Origin of the sequence: Stenotrophomonas sp. AR029 (genome assembly GCF_047520695.2) — a bacterium.
Taxonomy (GTDB): domain Bacteria; phylum Pseudomonadota; class Gammaproteobacteria; order Xanthomonadales; family Xanthomonadaceae; genus Stenotrophomonas; species Stenotrophomonas sepilia.
Map to the genome: position 1 here is coordinate 47,894 of NZ_JAXBQQ020000005.1, position 16,064 is coordinate 63,957.

General features: G+C 66.7%; 11 protein-coding genes. 4 read left to right on the forward strand and 7 right to left on the reverse strand.

Going from position 1 to position 16,064, the window contains the following annotated elements; genetic code table 11:
* Window positions 1–100 precede the first annotated feature (100 nt).
* The 3 genes from ACM0PB_RS15640 to ACM0PB_RS15650 form a co-directional block, all read right to left on the reverse strand.
* On the reverse strand, window positions 101–337 hold the full coding sequence (locus ACM0PB_RS15640) for an HP1242/YdcH family protein (protein WP_005407964.1): 237 nt from the start codon (window positions 335–337) through the stop codon (window positions 101–103).
* A 324-nt stretch (window positions 338–661) separates the two neighbouring features.
* Window positions 662–1,546, reverse strand: coding sequence for an OmpA family protein (locus tag ACM0PB_RS15645; protein ID WP_080375071.1), 885 nt, complete (start codon window positions 1,544–1,546; stop codon window positions 662–664).
* Window positions 1,543–1,908: a DUF4398 domain-containing protein gene (locus ACM0PB_RS15650; protein WP_005415160.1), complete on the reverse strand. Its 366-nt coding sequence runs from the start codon at window positions 1,906–1,908 to the stop codon at window positions 1,543–1,545. Before ACM0PB_RS15650 ends, ACM0PB_RS15645 begins: the two co-directional genes overlap by 4 nt.
* 121 nt (window positions 1,909–2,029) lie before the next feature.
* Between ACM0PB_RS15650 and ACM0PB_RS15655 the strand changes: the two genes are divergently transcribed.
* The 3 genes from ACM0PB_RS15655 (at window position 2,030) to ACM0PB_RS15665 (ending at window position 6,012) form a co-directional block, all read left to right on the forward strand.
* Window positions 2,030–3,157 (forward strand): PilT/PilU family type 4a pilus ATPase, encoded by a 1,128-nt coding sequence (locus ACM0PB_RS15655; RefSeq protein ID WP_049416904.1) that lies wholly within the window; start codon window positions 2,030–2,032, stop codon window positions 3,155–3,157.
* Window positions 3,158–3,287: 130 nt separating this feature from the next.
* Window positions 3,288–4,571, forward strand: coding sequence for a putative DNA modification/repair radical SAM protein (locus ACM0PB_RS15660; RefSeq protein WP_414604609.1), 1,284 nt, complete (start codon window positions 3,288–3,290; stop codon window positions 4,569–4,571).
* Window positions 4,552–6,012: a UdgX family uracil-DNA binding protein gene (locus ACM0PB_RS15665; protein ID WP_414604610.1), complete on the forward strand. Its 1,461-nt coding sequence runs from the start codon at window positions 4,552–4,554 to the stop codon at window positions 6,010–6,012. The genes ACM0PB_RS15660 and ACM0PB_RS15665 overlap by 20 nt, the downstream gene beginning before the upstream one ends.
* Before the next feature lie 43 nt (window positions 6,013–6,055).
* On the opposite strand, the gene maiA is transcribed toward ACM0PB_RS15665, so the two are convergent.
* Both maiA and ACM0PB_RS15675 read right to left on the reverse strand, forming a co-directional pair.
* A complete protein-coding gene (gene maiA, locus ACM0PB_RS15670; RefSeq protein ID WP_164093326.1) occupies window positions 6,056–6,724 on the reverse strand; it encodes a maleylacetoacetate isomerase in 669 nt (222 codons plus the stop codon).
* 14 nt (window positions 6,725–6,738) lie between these two features.
* Entirely contained in the window at window positions 6,739–7,728 is a 990-nt protein-coding gene (locus ACM0PB_RS15675; RefSeq protein ID WP_065179110.1) for a fumarylacetoacetate hydrolase family protein, read from the reverse strand.
* Between the two features lie 903 nt (window positions 7,729–8,631).
* Between ACM0PB_RS15675 and ACM0PB_RS15680 the strand changes: the two genes are divergently transcribed.
* A complete protein-coding gene (locus ACM0PB_RS15680; RefSeq protein ID WP_005415154.1) occupies window positions 8,632–10,050 on the forward strand; it encodes a DEAD/DEAH box helicase in 1,419 nt (472 codons plus the stop codon).
* 558 nt (window positions 10,051–10,608) lie between these two features.
* On the opposite strand, the gene ACM0PB_RS15685 is transcribed toward ACM0PB_RS15680, so the two are convergent.
* Together ACM0PB_RS15685 and ACM0PB_RS15690 are read right to left on the reverse strand one after the other, a co-directional pair.
* On the reverse strand, window positions 10,609–13,203 hold the full coding sequence (locus ACM0PB_RS15685) for a M14 family zinc carboxypeptidase (protein ID WP_235649869.1): 2,595 nt from the start codon (window positions 13,201–13,203) through the stop codon (window positions 10,609–10,611).
* Window positions 13,204–13,277: 74 nt separating this feature from the next.
* Window positions 13,278–15,917: a TonB-dependent receptor plug domain-containing protein gene (locus tag ACM0PB_RS15690; RefSeq protein WP_374082979.1), complete on the reverse strand. Its 2,640-nt coding sequence runs from the start codon at window positions 15,915–15,917 to the stop codon at window positions 13,278–13,280.
* Window positions 15,918–16,064 lie beyond the last annotated feature (147 nt).

Consider the following 16,064-nt stretch of genomic DNA (forward strand, 5'->3'; position numbering starts at 1 on the left):
GCGCGGCCGCCTCATCGGCGGTGCCGCGATGCCGGGGCAGGAGCGCCCGGCCGGGCCAATCGATGGCCGGGTCACGCCGTTCCGGGCGTGACGGGGTGCGTCAAAGCGTGGGGGACGTCGTTGGGAGCGGTGTTTCGTACATTCGCAGAAGTCGTTGCTTGGCCAGCAGCTTCTCGCGCTTCATGCGACCCAGGGTGACATCATCGATCGGGAGTACACCCAGCTCCGCGTCCATGCACTTCTTGTTCAACTTGCGGTGCTGGTCATGGAGTGCCCTGAACTCCGGATCACGCGCGCGACGTGCGTCGATCTCGCTCTGGGGCTGATCTTCAAACATGATGGACCTCCTTCGACAGATACACGAACGCCCCGGCCGCAAGGCACGGGGCGTTGTTCATGGAGGAGTGCCGGCCGATGGCCACCTGGACGCCTGCAACGACCTGCGGCACTGGCCTGCGCACGTCGATCTGCTGCGGTTCGCGCCCTGCTTGCATCGGCCCGGCCCTCCCATCGTCCGGTCCGCGGCATTGCGTCCCGGACGATTGACCCTACGCCTGCTCAAGGCGGGGTACAAGACCCCTGCGTCAAAAAGACCGAACCCCGCCGGGGCGGGGTTCAGGCTGAATGCTCATCGCAACGAAAAACAAACAATATCAATGCATTACGGCGCGATGATGACCTCGGCCGAGCGCGCCCGGGTGGACGCAGCCTTCTTGCCGCTGACCTGGATCCGGTTGCTGGCGACACCACCCGCGACCAGGGCGTCGCGCAGCGCTTCGGCACGCTTCTGGCCCACGCCGTTGGCACTGTCGTAGGCCTCGATGCGCAGGCGCCCCTTCTTGCCGATGTTCAGGTACTCGGCCAGGGCCTTGGCCTGGTTGCGGGCGCCCCCCGACAGGCTGGAGGCGCCTGCGGCGAACGCGTCACCACCGAAGGTGAAGACCTCACCGCGAGCGTCGAACTTCGAACCGGGCAGCTTCTGCCCGGACACCAGCTCGGCTTCCTCCCGGGCCAGCCTGGCGGCGTTCTGCTGGGCAGCGCTCAGACGCTGCTGCTGCTTGCCGGCCACGCTGGTCAGGGCATTCTCGGCGTCCTGACGGGCCAGGGTCTCGGCCTCGGCCGCCTGGCGCAGGCGTTCGGCCTCCTCGGCCTGCATCTGCGCCTGCATGCGCAGCTGCTCGGCTTCCTGGCGGGCACGGGCGGCATCGCGGCGGCTGGCCTCGATCAGCAGGTCGCTGCGGGTACGCTCCAGGCGGTCGACCTCGCGCGCGGCCAGCGCGGTGCGCACGGCGGTCTCGGCAATCTCCACCCGGCGCTCGGCCAGGTACGTGGCCAGCTCCTGGTCGCGACGCTTGGCCTTGTCCAGGGTGGCGATCGCCTGCTGCGCCTGCATGCGCTCGAAGGCGCCCAGCTCAGCGGTATCGGGGTTGGCCTGGATGGCCATCAGGCGCTGGCTCAGCTGCGCCACCATCGGGTTGTCGGCGGCCGTGGCCAGGGTCGGCAGCGCCAGCAGCGCGGCCAGGGTTGCGGCGGTCATCGGCTTCACCGGCGGTCCTCCCCGGTCGACAGCTGGCGTTGCAGCTGGTTGACCTCGTTGCGGCGCAGCTGCAGCTGCGCGGTGACGGTGGCTTCCTCACTGCGGACGCGGGCCAGGTCGGCATCGGCGGCGGCGCGCAGGGCCATCGCCGGGGCGTTCTTGCGCTCGCGGCGGTCGCCGGCGGCGCGCTGGGCCTGCTCCAGCCCCTGCCGGGCCAGCCCGATCAGGTCCGGGGCGTACTGGTCGGCATCGGCCTGGGTGGCCTTGTCGACCGCCTGCCGGGCCTGCGCCAGTTCCAGGGCAGCGTCCTGCGCCCAGGCGGGGGCAGACAGTGCGAATGCAAACGCCATCACATACAGGCCATGGCGCATTCGTGCGAAGCTAAGTCGTTTCATTGGGGAGGCCGTACCGGTTGTCGGTTCACGGCCATTGTCGTCAAGCCGACACCGTGCTGGCAACGGGCGTCGGCCGTTTCGTTGGGGAAAATTCGCAATGGATATCGGCTACTTCCTGAAGCTGATGACCGAAAAGAACGCTTCGGACATGTTTCTGACCACCGGGGCACCGGTCTACATCAAGATCGAAGGGAAGCTCTATCCGCTGGGCAACACCGGCCTGCCGCCGGGCATGGTCAAGAAGATCGCCTACTCGCTGATGGACGAGGGCCAGGTGCCGCAGTTCGAGCGCGAGCTGGAGCTCAACATGGCCATCGCGCTGCCCGATGCCGGGCGCTTCCGCGTCAACGTGTTCAAGCAGCGGGGCGAGGTCGGCATGGTCATTCGCGCCATCCGCAGCCGGATTCCGAGCATCGAGGAGCTGAACCTGCCGCAGGTGCTGAAGGACGTCATCATGACCCCGCGCGGGCTGGTGCTGGTGGTGGGGTCCACCGGTTCCGGCAAGTCCACCTCGCTGGCGTCGATGATCGACCACCGCAACAGCACCACCACCGGTCACATCCTCACCATCGAGGATCCGATCGAGTACCTGCACAAGCACAAGATGTCGATCGTCAACCAGCGCGAGGTCGGCCTGGACACCCACGCCTTCCACAACGCGCTGAAGAACGCGATGCGTGAAGCGCCGGACGTGATCCTGATCGGCGAGATCCTGGATGCGGAAACGATGGAGGCGGCGATCGCCTTCGCCGAGACCGGCCACCTGTGCCTGGCCACCCTGCACTCCAACAACGCCGACCAGACCATCGAGCGCATCCTCAACTTCTTCCCGGAAAGCGCGCACAAGAACGTGCTGATGAACCTGGCGCTGAACCTGCGTGCGGTGATCAGCCAGCGCCTGGTGAAGAACAAGGAGGGCCGTCGCCTGCCGGCCACCGAGGTACTGATCAACACGCCGATGATCCGCGACCTGCTGCGCCGCGGCCAGGTGCACGAGATCAAGGCGGCGATGGAAGCCTCGCTGGAAGAAGGCATGGAGAGCTTCGACCAGTGCCTGTTCCGGCTGGCCAAGGCCGGCACCATCGAGCAGGAGGAAGCGCTGCGCGCGGCCGATTCGCGCGATGGCCTGGCCCTGAAGTTCCGCCTGTCCGAAGGCAGTAGCGGCGAGCACGACCCGTACGCCGATTTCTCGGCAGGCGCACCCAGCATCACCCACGGCTTCTGATCCCACGAAAAAGGGGACGGAGGGGATCAAGTCGTTTGTGCACTGGCGACTTGATCCCCTCGATCCCCTTTTTCTGAAGAGTTCAGGGGCGGTCTCATCCAATGAGACCGCTCATCCGTAGGTTTCCTCAATGGAAACCATCCGCAAGCTGGCCATTCTGGCCGATGCCGCCAAGTACGATGCCTCCTGCGCCTCCAGCGGCTCGGGCAAGCGCGATTCGCGCGCCAGTGGCGGTATCGGCAGCACCGAGGGCATGGGCATCTGCCACAGCTACACGCCCGATGGCCGCTGCGTTTCGTTGCTGAAGATCCTGCTGACCAACTTTTGCATTTACGACTGCGCCTATTGCGTGAACCGGGTCTCCAGCAACGTGGCCCGCGCGCGTTTCAGCGTGGACGAGGTGGTCACGCTCACCCTGGACTTCTACAAGCGCAACTACATCGAGGGCCTGTTCCTGTCCAGCGGCATCATCCGCAATGCGGACTACACCATGGAACAGATGGTGGAAGTGGCCCGGCAGCTGCGCGAAGAACACCGCTACGCCGGCTACATCCACCTCAAGACCATTCCCGAGGCCTCGCCGGAACTGCTGGCCAGTGCCGGGCGCTATGCCGACCGCCTGTCCATCAACGTGGAACTGCCGACCGAAGCCGGCCTGAGCGCCTTGGCGCCGGAGAAGACGGTTCATTCCATCCGTGGCGCGATGGGGGAACTGCGCTGGCGCATCGAGGAAGCCAAGGAAGCTCGCAAGGCCCCCGCAGCGGTGGCACCGACGGCCAGCCGCAGCACTCCCCCGCGCCCTCCCCGTTTCGCACCGGCCGGGCAGAGCACCCAGATGATCGTCGGCGCGGACGGGGCAAACGACCAGCAGATCCTGGCCAGCGCCGACAGCCTGTACGGCAACTACCGCATGCGCCGGGTCTACTACTCCGCGTTCAGCCCGATTCCGGACGCCAGCCGGCAGCTGCCACTGCAGCCGCCACCGCTGCAGCGCGAACATCGCCTTTACCAGGCTGACTGGTTGCTGCGCTTCTACGGGTACGGCGTGGATGAGATTACCGATACCACCCAGGACGGCATGCTCGACCTGGATATCGACCCGAAGATGGCCTGGGCAATCCGCCATCCCGAGCGCTTTCCGGTCGATCTGAACCGGGCACCGAAGGAGATGCTGCTGCGCGTGCCCGGCCTTGGCGTGCGCAACGTCAAGCGCGTGCTGATGGCGCGCCGTCACGGGCGGCTGCGCGTGGCCGACATCGCACGCCTGAAGGCACCGATGAGCAAGCTGCTGCCGTTCGTGCTGCTGGCCGACCATCACCCGCGCAAAGCACTGGACGATCCGGCGGCGCTGCGCGCGCAGCTGGCCCCGCCGCCGCGACAGGGTTCGCTGTTCGATGCCCCGTCCGCGGCCTGACGCGCAGCGCTGGTCGCTGCGGGTGGATCCGCCATGGTCGCTGGAGGCCTGGCGCAGCGGTGCGCGCGAAGCCCTGCTGCGCGGCGTCGCGCCGGAGCAGCTGGACTGGCTCGAGGGCAGCGACGCATCACTGCTGGACGCGCCAGCGGTCACCTCGGCGCCCGCACAGGCCGACGCTGGCGCACCGACGGTACCGCGCGACTTCCTGGAGCTGGCGGACACCTGCCTGTGCCATCGCGACGGACAACGCATGGCCCTCCTGTACCGGTTGCTGTGGCGCATCGCCCATGGCGAACGCTCGGTGCTGTCAAACCCTGCCGATGCCGACGTACTGAGGGCGATGTCCATGGCCCAGGCGGTCCGCCGCGACACGCACAAGATGAAGGCATTCGTGCGCTTCCGCGAAGTGCCTGGCCAGCCTGATGCGTTCATCGCCTGGTTCGAGCCACAGCACCACATCGTCGACCGGGTCGCGCCGTTCTTCGCGCGCCGCTTCACCGGCATGCGCTGGGCCATCCTCACGCCTTCGCGCAATGCCTCCTGGGATGGGCAGGCGCTTGCCTTCGGCCCCGGTGCACGACGCGAGGATGCCCCGGCCGAGGATGCACGCGAGTCGCTGTGGCAGACCTATTACGCCAGCATTTTCAATCCGGCCCGGCTCAACACGCGGATGATGATGCAGGAGATGCCGGCCAAGTACTGGCGCCACCTGCCTGAAGCCCGATTGCTGCCTCGCCTGGTACGCGACGCCGCCGACCGCGTGCAGGAAATGCATGACCGTCCCGCGCAGGCACCGCAACGCAGGATTCCGCTGCGAGCGAACCCTCCGGCATCGGCAGCCGAAGCCAGCAGCCTGGACAATCTGCGCGGGCAGGCCAGCGCCTGCCGCCAGTGCCCGTTGTGGGAGCAGGCCACGCAGACCGTATTCGGACAGGGGCCGGCAGGGGCCGGGGTGATGCTGGTCGGAGAGCAACCCGGTGACACCGAAGATCTGCGTGGGCAGCCATTTGCAGGACCTGCCGGCCAGGTGCTGGACCGCGCATTGGCGGAACTGGGGATCGATCGCGCCACGCTGTACCTCACCAACGCGGTGAAGCACTTCCACCATGAACGGCGCGGCAAGGTGCGGCTGCACAAGCGGCCGGAGAGCCGTCACATCCAGGCCTGCCGGCCCTGGCTGATGGGTGAGATCGCGCGCGTGCGGCCCCAGGTGATCGTGTGCCTCGGCGCGACAGCGGCAGCCTCGGTGTTCGGCCATGATTTCGACCTCTCGCGTGACCGCGGGCGCTGGCACACCCTCGAGGACGGCACGCGCGGCTACGCCACGGTGCACCCGGCATGGGTGCTGCGACAGACCGACGATGCCCGCCGCGAGGAGGCCTACCGGTTGTTCCGCGATGACCTGGCCCGATTGCAACAGAAAGGGGACGGAGGGGATTAAGTCGTAAGTGCATATACGACTTAATCCCCTCCGTCCCCTTTTTTCAGGCGGCGTCGAGCTGGTGTTCCGGGCGGGCGCGGTCGAAGGCATCCAGTGCCTGGCAGGCCGCTTCGATGCGGCGCAGGGTCGGGTACGGTGCCAGGTCCAGGCCGAAGCGGTGGGCGTTGTACAGCTGCGGCAACAGGCAGATGTCGGCCAGGCCAGGGCGGTCGCCGTGGCAGAAGGTGCCGGTGTCGCGGCTGTTGGCCAGCATCGCTTCCATCGCGTCAAAGCCTTCGGCGATCCAGTGCAGGGTCCACTGCGTGCGGGTGTCGGCAGGCAGCTGCAGGTCGCGTTCCAGGTGCTGCATCACCCGCAGGTTGTTGATCGGATGGATATCGCAGGCCACAAGCTGCGCCAGCGCCCGCACCCGTGCGCGGCCCGCAGCGTCGGCCGGCAGCAGCGGCACCTGTGGGAAGCGCTCTTCCAGGTACTCGATGATCGCCAGCGACTGGGTCAGCGTGTGCCCATCATGCAGCAGGGTCGGCACCAGCTGCTGCGGATTGAGCGCGCGATAAGCCTCATGGTGCTGCTCGCCACCGTCGCGCACCAGATGCACCGGCCGCGCCTCCCAGGCCAGGCCCTTCAGCTCCAGGCCGATGCGCACGCGGTAGGCGGCGCTGGATCGCCAGTAGGTGTACAGCACGATGCCGTCGTCGACCGGGATCTCCATCGCCGCCTCCATGCTCAGGGCTTGGCCGCCTGTTCGATGCGCTGCTCGATCGCACCGAAGATGCTGTTGCCGGCAGCATCGAGCATCTCGATGCGGACCACGTCGCCGAAGGACATGAACGGCGTGCTCGGCTTGCCGTCACGCAGGGTCTCGACCACGCGCTGCTCGGCGAAGCACGAGGCACCCTTGCTGGTGTCTTCATTGGCGATGGTGCCCGAGCCGACGATGGTGCCGGCACCCAGCGGGCGGGTCTTGGCCGCATGCGCGACCAGCTGGGCGAAGTTGAACTGCATGTCCACGCCCGCCTCCGGCGCACCGAACCACTGGCCGTTGATGTGGGTCAGCAGCGGCAGGTGCACCTTGCTGTCCTGCCACGCAGCACCCAGCTCATCGGGGGTGACGAACACCGGCGACAGCGCCGAACGCGGCTTGGACTGCAGGAAGCCGAAGCCCTTGGCCAGCTCGCCCGGGATCAGGTTGCGCAGCGAGACATCGTTGACCAGGCCGACCAGCTGGATATGGCCGGCGGCCTGTTCGGGGGTGGCCGCCATCGGCACGTCGTCGGTGATCACCACGATCTCCGCTTCCAGGTCGATGCCGTAGTCCTCGCTGACCACCTTGACCGCATCGCGCGGGCCGTAGAAGCCTGCGCTGGTGGCCTGGTACATCAGCGGGTCGGTATAGAAGCTCTCCGGCACCTCGGCACCGCGGGCGCGGCGCACGCGCTCGACGTGCGGCAGGTAGGCGCTGCCATCGACGAACTCATAGGCACGCGGCATCGGTGCGGCCAGCGCCTGCGGATCGAGGTCGAACACGCCATCGGCGTCGCCAGCGTTGAGCGATTCGTACAGGGCGTTCAGGCGCGGTGCGATGTGGCTCCAGTCCTCCAGGGCCTGCTGCAGGGTGGCGGCGATGCCGGTGGCGCGCACGCCGTGGCGCAGGTCACGCGAGACGACGATCAGGGTGCCGTCGCGGCCGCCTTCCTTCAAAGAACCAAGCTTCATGGGTGGGTGTCCGGAGTCGTGGGCAAACAAGTTTCAAGTGTAATCAAATCTGCGGCGGCGCCAAGCTGCAGCGCGGCATCGGCCCACCCTACCGTAGTGGGGGCTTCGGCAGGGCTTGCAGCCCTGCACCTGCTTCAAGCCAGGGCAACAGCCGAAGCAACAGCAACAGCGGGCATTCCGTGGGATGGCGAGGCACTGTGGGTTTGCGGGGACGCGGTAAACCCATCCATGGGGGCTTGGTCGCGGCATCCATGCCGCTCACACCCCGCAAACCCACAGTACCCCGCCTTCGACAGTAGACCGGTGGCCAATAGATCCACGCTATGCGTGGATGAAATCTGTCAGATTTCGAATGAAATTCCGGGGTCAGATCCGTTTTCCTGCGGAAAACGGATCTGACCCCATGCCATTCCGACAGATCGCGGGAAACTGTCGAAGGCGGGGTGGGTCCGGTGGCGGGAGTGTCCGCGGCATGGATGCCGCGGCCAAGCCCCCATGGACGGGTTTACGGCGTCTCCCACCACCGGACCCACCCCGCCATCTCTCAGGAAACCCGCTTTTGACGTTGACGTCGCTTTGGCCTCTGCGGGTGCAGGGCGCAGCCCTGCAGAGAGCCCCCTTACCTGAACGGGGCTTTTTGCGCGAGGTCTCAGCCATCGGTTAGACTAGGCAGGTCTGCAGCGGCCGTCCGTTTCCCTCCGGGATCGCCGGCGACCAGGGTCCGCCCTCTTCGCCCGCCCCCACTCCGACGCCGTTCGTCACGCATTCCAGCCTGCGCTTCGTGCCGGCTGCACCCAACTTCTCGCAGCGCGGTTCACGGGAACGCTCCGAGTCAGCCGATCACTTTGATCTGCCCCCGTCTGTCCGCTCGGACAGGCGTTTCTTGTACCTGGAGCAATCTCAATGTCTTTTGAATCGCTGGGCCTGGCGCCCTTCCTGCTGCGTGCGCTTGCCGAGCAGGGCTACGAAACCCCGACCCCGATCCAGCAGCAGGCGATCCCGCTGGCGCTGGCCGGTCGCGACCTGCTGGCCGGCGCACAGACCGGTACCGGCAAGACTGCTGCGTTCGGCCTGCCGTTGCTGCAGCACCTGGGCACCGCCTCGCAGGAGGTGCGTGCCGGCCCGCGCAAGCCGCGTGCGCTGATCCTGGCCCCGACCCGCGAACTGGCCACCCAGGTGCATGACAGCCTGCGCGGCTACAGCAAGTACCTGCGCATTCCCAGCGCCTGCATCTACGGCGGTGTCGGCATGGGCAACCAGCTGGACATCCTGCGCCGTGGCGTGGACCTGCTGGTGGCCTGCCCGGGCCGCCTGATCGACCATCTGGAACGTCGCAGTGTCGACCTGTCCGGCATTGAACTGCTGGTGCTGGACGAAGCCGACCGCATGCTCGACATGGGCTTCCTGCCGTCGATCAAGCGCATCCTGGCCAAGCTGCCGAAGCAGAACCGCCAGACGCTGCTGTTCTCGGCCACCTTCGAGGACAACATCCGCCAGCTGGCGCTGGAGTTCATGCGCAACCCGGAACAGATCCAGGTGACGCCGAAGAACACCGTGGCCGAAACCATCACCCATCGCGTGCATCCGGTCGATGCCGGCCGCAAGCGCGACCTGCTGCTGCACCTGCTGGCGCAGGACAGCCGCGAGCAGACCCTGGTGTTCGCACGCACCAAGCACGGCAGCGACAAGCTGGCCACGTTCCTGGAAAAGTCAGGCATCAAGACCGCGGCGATCCATGGCAACAAGAGCCAGGGCCAGCGCCTGCGTGCGCTGGGCGACTTCAAGGCCGGCCGCGTGACCGTGCTGGTGGCCACCGACATCGCTGCGCGCGGCATCGACATCAACGAGCTGCCGAAGGTGATCAACTTCGACCTGCCGATGGTGGCCGAGGACTACGTGCACCGCATCGGTCGTACCGGCCGCAACGGCGCGACCGGCCAGGCGATTTCGCTGGTGGCGCAGGATGAAGTGAAGCTGCTGCGCGCGATCGTGCGCCTGCTGGGCCGCGACATGGACATCCGCGATGTGCCGGGCTTCGAACTGCAGGTTCCGATCCGCTGGGGCAACAGTGCGCCGGGCAAGGCCGAGCACGATACCGGCGAGCGCGCACCGCGCAAGAGCCACGCACGCCGTCCGCACGGTGATGCACCGCGCCATGCGCATGCCGGCCCGAAGAAGGCCGGCGGTGGCCGTCGCGAGGGCGGTGGCAACGGCCAGCAGCGTGCGGGTGCAGGCGCCGGTCAGGGCCAGCGTCGTGGCGGTGGCGGTAATGGTGGCGGCCGTGGCCGCGGCCAGGGCGGCGGCGGCGGTCGCGCCGGCTGATCCCAGCTGCCAGGGAGGGTGCTTCCCGCTGCGCGGGGGCTATCGAGGGACGGCGCTGACGCGCCGTCCTTTTTTTTGCTGGCTACCGGGTGACAAAGCACGCGGTGGCAGTACCGAGGGCGGATGGGCATGGGGGCAGCGCAGAACACGCTGTAAATACGTCCATGTAAGCTCGATGGCGCCATCCATGGCGCCAACGGTTCTGCGCTGCCCCCATGCCCATCCGCTTCAAGCATTGCCTGCGCCTTCTTCTCCCGCCGGGTAGCCGGGAGAAGAAAGATCAAATTCAAATTCAAATTCAAATTCAAATTCAAAGTCAAAAGCCGAAGCCGCAATTCCTGGCTTTGCCTTTGCCTTTGCCTTTGCCTTTGCCCTTGCTCCCGCCTTGGGGTCTGATGCGTCCGCGCCCGCAGGAAACTGTCATGGGAGGCAGGGGGCCTCAGCCAGGACCGTTGGCGCCAAGGATGGCGCCATCGAGCCCCCATGGATGGGTTCACGGCGTGTCCTGGCTGAGGCCCCCTGCCTCCCAAGCACAACAACGACTCGGCGCCAAACGCCTCAACCCCGCGCTTTACTCGGATTCACCAGATTCCCGAAGAAGATCGCGTTGATCAGCAGCCGATCCGTCCCGTGCCAGTACTTGCGGTGCGCCGGGTCATCGGCAAACAGCACCACGTTGCCCTGCCCCTGCGCCGACACCAGCAGCCACGCGCTGCCCGCCACCCGCGCACGGTTGCGCTCGGAAAGATAGCCATTCACCCGCGGCGGCGTGTCGATGCGTACCACCGTCGAGAATGGGTTCGCACTCGGCTGCAGCGTCACCGTGTTCTCCTTGTTGATCGCCAGTTGCCGGCGCGGCACACCGAACGCCAGCGGATGACTGGTGTCCACATCGGCGCTGAGGATGTTGCCGCTGACCCGCTCGATCGCGGCGATGTCGCGCTGGTCGCCGAATGCACGGCGGCTCTCGTCGGCAGTCTCTTCGTCCTTGCCGAGCTTCTCGCCGTCGGCGAGCTTCTGTTCGATCGCCCACTTCGAGGCACTGCCATAGGTCACCAATGAACCACCGGCCTGCACCCAGCGCTTCAGTGCAGCCACCGCCGCGGCATCGACGCCGGTATAGGTGCCACCGGACAGCACGATCGTGGTGTAGCGGTCCAGCGGCACCTTGGCCAGCTGCTGTGGGTCCAGCTTGCTGGCCGGAAGGTGCAGTTGCTGGTCGAGCAGGAACCAGGCCGAGCCGATCTCGGTGGCGGCCACGCCCTCCCCCATCACCAGCGCAACCGCGGGTTTGCGCAGCGCCTTGATGCCGTCACTGCCCAGATCGATGCCTTCGCGGCTGCGGCCACTGGACAGCGCGTGCACCTGCACACCTGCCTCGCGCGCGGCAGATGTCACTGCCTCAAGCAGCGCCGCGCCCTGCAGCGTTTGCCCGGCAACTGGAATCACCAGGCTGCCGGCGGCGAAGCTTACGTCGCCCTGCGCGGTCGCGGTGGTGAACGGCTGGAATGCCGCACGTGCGCTCACGCCCTTGCCCTGCAGCGCGGCCAGCGCGCGCCCGGCGTTGTAGTCGCGCCAGTCGATCGCGTACGCGAATCCGGCCTGGCCACCCAGCACCGTGCCCTGCTCAGCCGGCAGCGCAGTCACGCGTGCGCCACCCTCGATACGGCTACGGCTGCCGGCGAAAGCCACGCCGTAGGCCGGTGCGATCGCATAGCTGGTGCTGCCGTAAAACACATCCCCCTTGATCGGCGGTGTCTCGGCAAAGATCGAATGCACCAGGCGGAACTGCGCCTGCTGCACCGGCACCACATAGGCGCTGCCGGCATCGAAGCGCTGCCCATCGACGGTGATTGCACGCTCCAGCGCGCGTACCTCGATGCGATGCAGCAGCAACAGTTCCAGCAGGCGGCGGGTCAGCGCCGGATCATGCACATCACCGAACACGAAGCTCTTCACCGGCTGCTGTGCGGCCTGCTTCAGCGCGCTCTGGAAGAACTGCTTCTGCAGGTCGAATAGGCCGCTGCGCTCAGTTACCGCGCCACGCACCGTGCCCAGCCCGGTGGCGACCTGGTTGCGGATGGTGAACGGGAAGGTCAGCAGGCCGTTCACCGATTCCTGCACGCGGCCACGCGAACTGGCCTGCTCGACGGTAACGCCGACGGCACCATGGAAGTCCGGGTAGGTGGAACCGTACACCGGCGAGAAGTTGTCGAAGTTCTCGCCGGTGTAGTACAGCGAACCCAAGGCATCCAGCGCCTGCGCGTGGTACTTGGCCAGGGTCTTGTTGAATTCATACGACGCCGCCGGAATCAGCGGGCTGTGCATGCTCTTCGGCGAGGGCTCGAAGTAGTAGGTGCTGTCCTTGCCCATTTCGTGGAAGTCGATCTGCACGTTCGGGTACCACTGGTGGAACACCTCCACCTTCGGCCGCGAGTCCTGCTGTGTGAGGGCAAGCCAGTCGCGGTTGAGATCGGTGAAGTAGTGGTTGGTGCGGCCCTGCGGGAACGGTTCGACGTGTTCCTTGTCGGCCGGGTCGGCCGAGGCCGGATCGGAGGCCCAGGCGTTGTGCCAGTTGGCCGCACGATCGCGGCCATCCGGGTTCTGTGCCGGATCGAACAGCACCACCGCGTGCTGCAGCCACTGCTGGGTTTCAGCACTGCGGTTGGCCACCAGGTAGTAAGCAGTCAGCATCGCCGCCTCGGCACTGGACGTCTCGTTGCCATGCACGCTGTAACCCAGCCACACCACCACCGGGCTGTCACCGGCCGCGCTGCGCGGTTGCGCCGGATCGGCCAGGGTCGCGTGCTGTTGGCGCAGCTGTTCCAGCCGCGCGTGATTGCCGGCGGCGGTGACGGTGGCGATCAGCAGCGGCCGGCCCTCGTAGCTTCGTCCGATCTCGCGCACGCTGATCTTGTCCGAGCGTCTGGCCAGCTCCTGGAAGTACGCCACCAGTTGGTCGTGCCGGGTGTAGCGGCTACCGATCGGGTAGCCGAGGAACTGCTCTGGCGTCGGCACCGCTGCATCGAAGGCTGCCGCATCCGTGACCTGCGGGAAGAAATAGGCACTCTGTGCCTGCGCCGGCTGCGGGCAGGACAGTACAGTGGCGGCGGCAAGCAGCAACGGAAGAACGGCACGGCGATGCAAGGACACGGTGACTCCCCTGGAACACAACGGCAGACAGTTGCGCGGCCGGTCCCTTCAGGTGGCCGGCCGCGGCGGATGGATCAGAAGCGGTAATCGAAGCCCAGCGTGAAGTAGCGGCCGCGCAGGTCGTACTGGCTGAAGTCGTATGGCGCGCGGATGCCCGGGAACGAGGCGTCGTACGGCGGCGTCTTGTCGGCCAGGTTCTGCACCTTGGCATACAGCGTCAGCTTGTCGATGCCGGTGTAGGCCAGGTACAGGTCGTACTGGCTGTAGCTGCCGACGCGCTGCTGCACGGCCTTGGCTGCGGTGCTGGCTTCCTGGCGGTAGCTGCTGGTGTAGTACCAGGTCACGGCTGCGTTGAAATCACCGTACTTCCAGTCCAGCGTGGTGGTGGCCTTGTCCTTGGGCAGGGTCGCGCCCAGGTTGCTGCCGGCGTAGTCGACCAGCGGGCCACCGACCACGGTCGGGCGACGGTAGTCGCGCACGTGGGTGTAAGCCGAGGACACGGTGAAGTCACCCAGCACCGCGGTCGGGATGCGCTGGCGCAGTTCGACGTCGATGCCCGAGGTCCTCAGCTCGCTCAGGTTCTGGTAGCGGTTGTAGACCGCCTGCAGCTTGCCGCGCTCATCGCGCTGCACCGCGCCAGCCACGTTGTCGTTGACCAGGGTCTGGGTGTTGTTGGTGCCGACCAGGTTGTCCAGCTGGATGCGGTAGTAGTCCACGCTCAGGTTGGTGTTGGCCCACGGCGACAGCACCACACCGAAGTTCACGCTCCTGGTGCGCTCGGGCTTCAGTTCGTTGTTGCCGACGGTGAAGAAGGTCGGGTTCTGCCGCGAACCCGGCACGTCCGGATCACGCGGATCGACCACGCTGCCATAGGCGATGCTGGTGCTGTTGGAGTTTTCCGACAGCGACGGTGCGCGGAAGCCCTTGGAAGCGGACGCACGCACCAGCAGGACATCCAGGGGCTGCCAGCGCAGGCCGATCTTCGGCGAGAATGCATCGCCGAAATCGTCGTAGTGGTCGGCGCGCGCGGCGGCGGACAGCTCCAGCGTCGAGGCCAGCGGCACGTTCACTTCGGCGTAGGCCGCACTGACCTGGCGCTTGCCGTGTACTTCGGCAATGGCCGGGCGCACCTGCAGGCCGGCATCGATCTGCCACGGGTTGTTGGAGTCGAGCTTTTCGCGGCGCCACTCGGCACCGGCCGCGAAGCCGATCTCACCCGCCCAGGTGTGGCCCAGGCTGCCGGAAATCTTTGCATCGATGCCCTGCAGCTTGGATTCGGCCGGACGCAGCGTGGCGATGTTGATCGAGTCGCGCACCGACTGCGGCGTCGCCGCCGGGTTGAGCAGGTTGTAGCTGCCCGTGGCCAGCGCATCGGCCAGCGCCCAGCGGTTGGCGAAGCCGCCGGACACGCTCTCGCGTTCGCTGCTGCGCGCACCGAATGCAGCGACTTCCCAGTCCCAGTTGGCGGTGGTGCCGCGCAGGCCGAACACGCCGCGATAGGCCGTGGATCGGTTGGTCTTGATGGTGCCGCCAAGGTCGAAGAACGTGTACTCGATCGGGATCGCACGGCCGTACGGGTTGTACGGATTGTTGGCCGGCAGCAGCGACGACACCGGCTCGGCCAGGCCGCTGTTGGCGTTCAGTGCGAAGCGGCCGCTCTCCAGGGTGAAGAACGGGCTGCTGCCGAACCACGCGGCGCTCTTGATCTGGCTGTACAGCACTTCGCCGAAGGCCTCGACGTTGTCGTTCAGGCGGAAGGTGCCGTTGGCATAGGCCTGGTAACGCTTGGTCGAGGGGATCAGCGTGGTGAACGGCGCCTGGTTGAAGCCGCAGGTGTCACCGGACAGGCCATCAATCGGCGCGCTGGCAACGCGGGTGGTGCCGGCCGGGCAGTTGCCGTTGGCGTCGAGCATCGGTACCGACACGCCGTTGACCAGGTAGCGCGCACCCTTGGCCGACCAGCCGTTCCAGCGGCCACCCGGCTTGTCGGTGTAGATGCCGCTCCTGGTCAGGTTGCGTTCGTCCTGGTCCAGGCGCTCACGGTTGTACCCCTGCAGGCTGAAGAGGATGTTGTAGCCATCGGTGTCGAGATCACCCAGGCCGCCGACGAACTTCAGGTTCTGCTCGTGCAGGCCGCCCTGGTCGGCACCGCCGAAGCTGCCGCCGATCTCGGCGCCTTCGAAGTTCTGCCGGGTGATGATGTTGACCACGCCGGCCACGGCATCGGAGCCGTACACCGCCGAGGCGCCGTCCTTGAGCACTTCGATGCGCTCGACGGCCACCAGCGGCAGCGCGTTGAGATCGACGAATGTGTCGGACAGACCGCCGGCCGGGAAGCCGTAGTTGGCCAGGCGGCGGCCGTTGAGCAGCACCAGCGTGTTCTTCTGCGACAGGCCGCGCAGGCCGATGCCGGCCGAGCCGGAGGCCCAGCCGTTGTTGGTGGTTTCGTTGGCGGCGTTGCCGGTGTTGGCTGAGATCGAACGCAGCACGTCGGCCACGGTGGCCTTGCCGGTCTGTTCCAGCTGCTGGCGACCGATCACCTGCACCGGGTTGGAGGCCTCGGTATCGGTGCGCTTGATGTTGGAACCGGTGACACGCACGGCGGCCAGGGTGCTGGCTTCGCCACTGGCGTCGGCGGAGGTTTCGGCGGCGGCAGGCAAAGGCGCGGCCAGAGCGACGGCCAGGGCCGCCACGAGCAGGGTGTGCTTGGGCATGACGATGTGGGGGAGGTGGTAAGGACGACGAAGTTCCGCAGTAGTCCATGCCTGGCCGGCGCCCGGCCAATAACATCTCTTCATACGGATATAAGAGAAACTATCATCTCTTCATCCGGATGGAAAGAGTCACTTCACGAAAGCCCG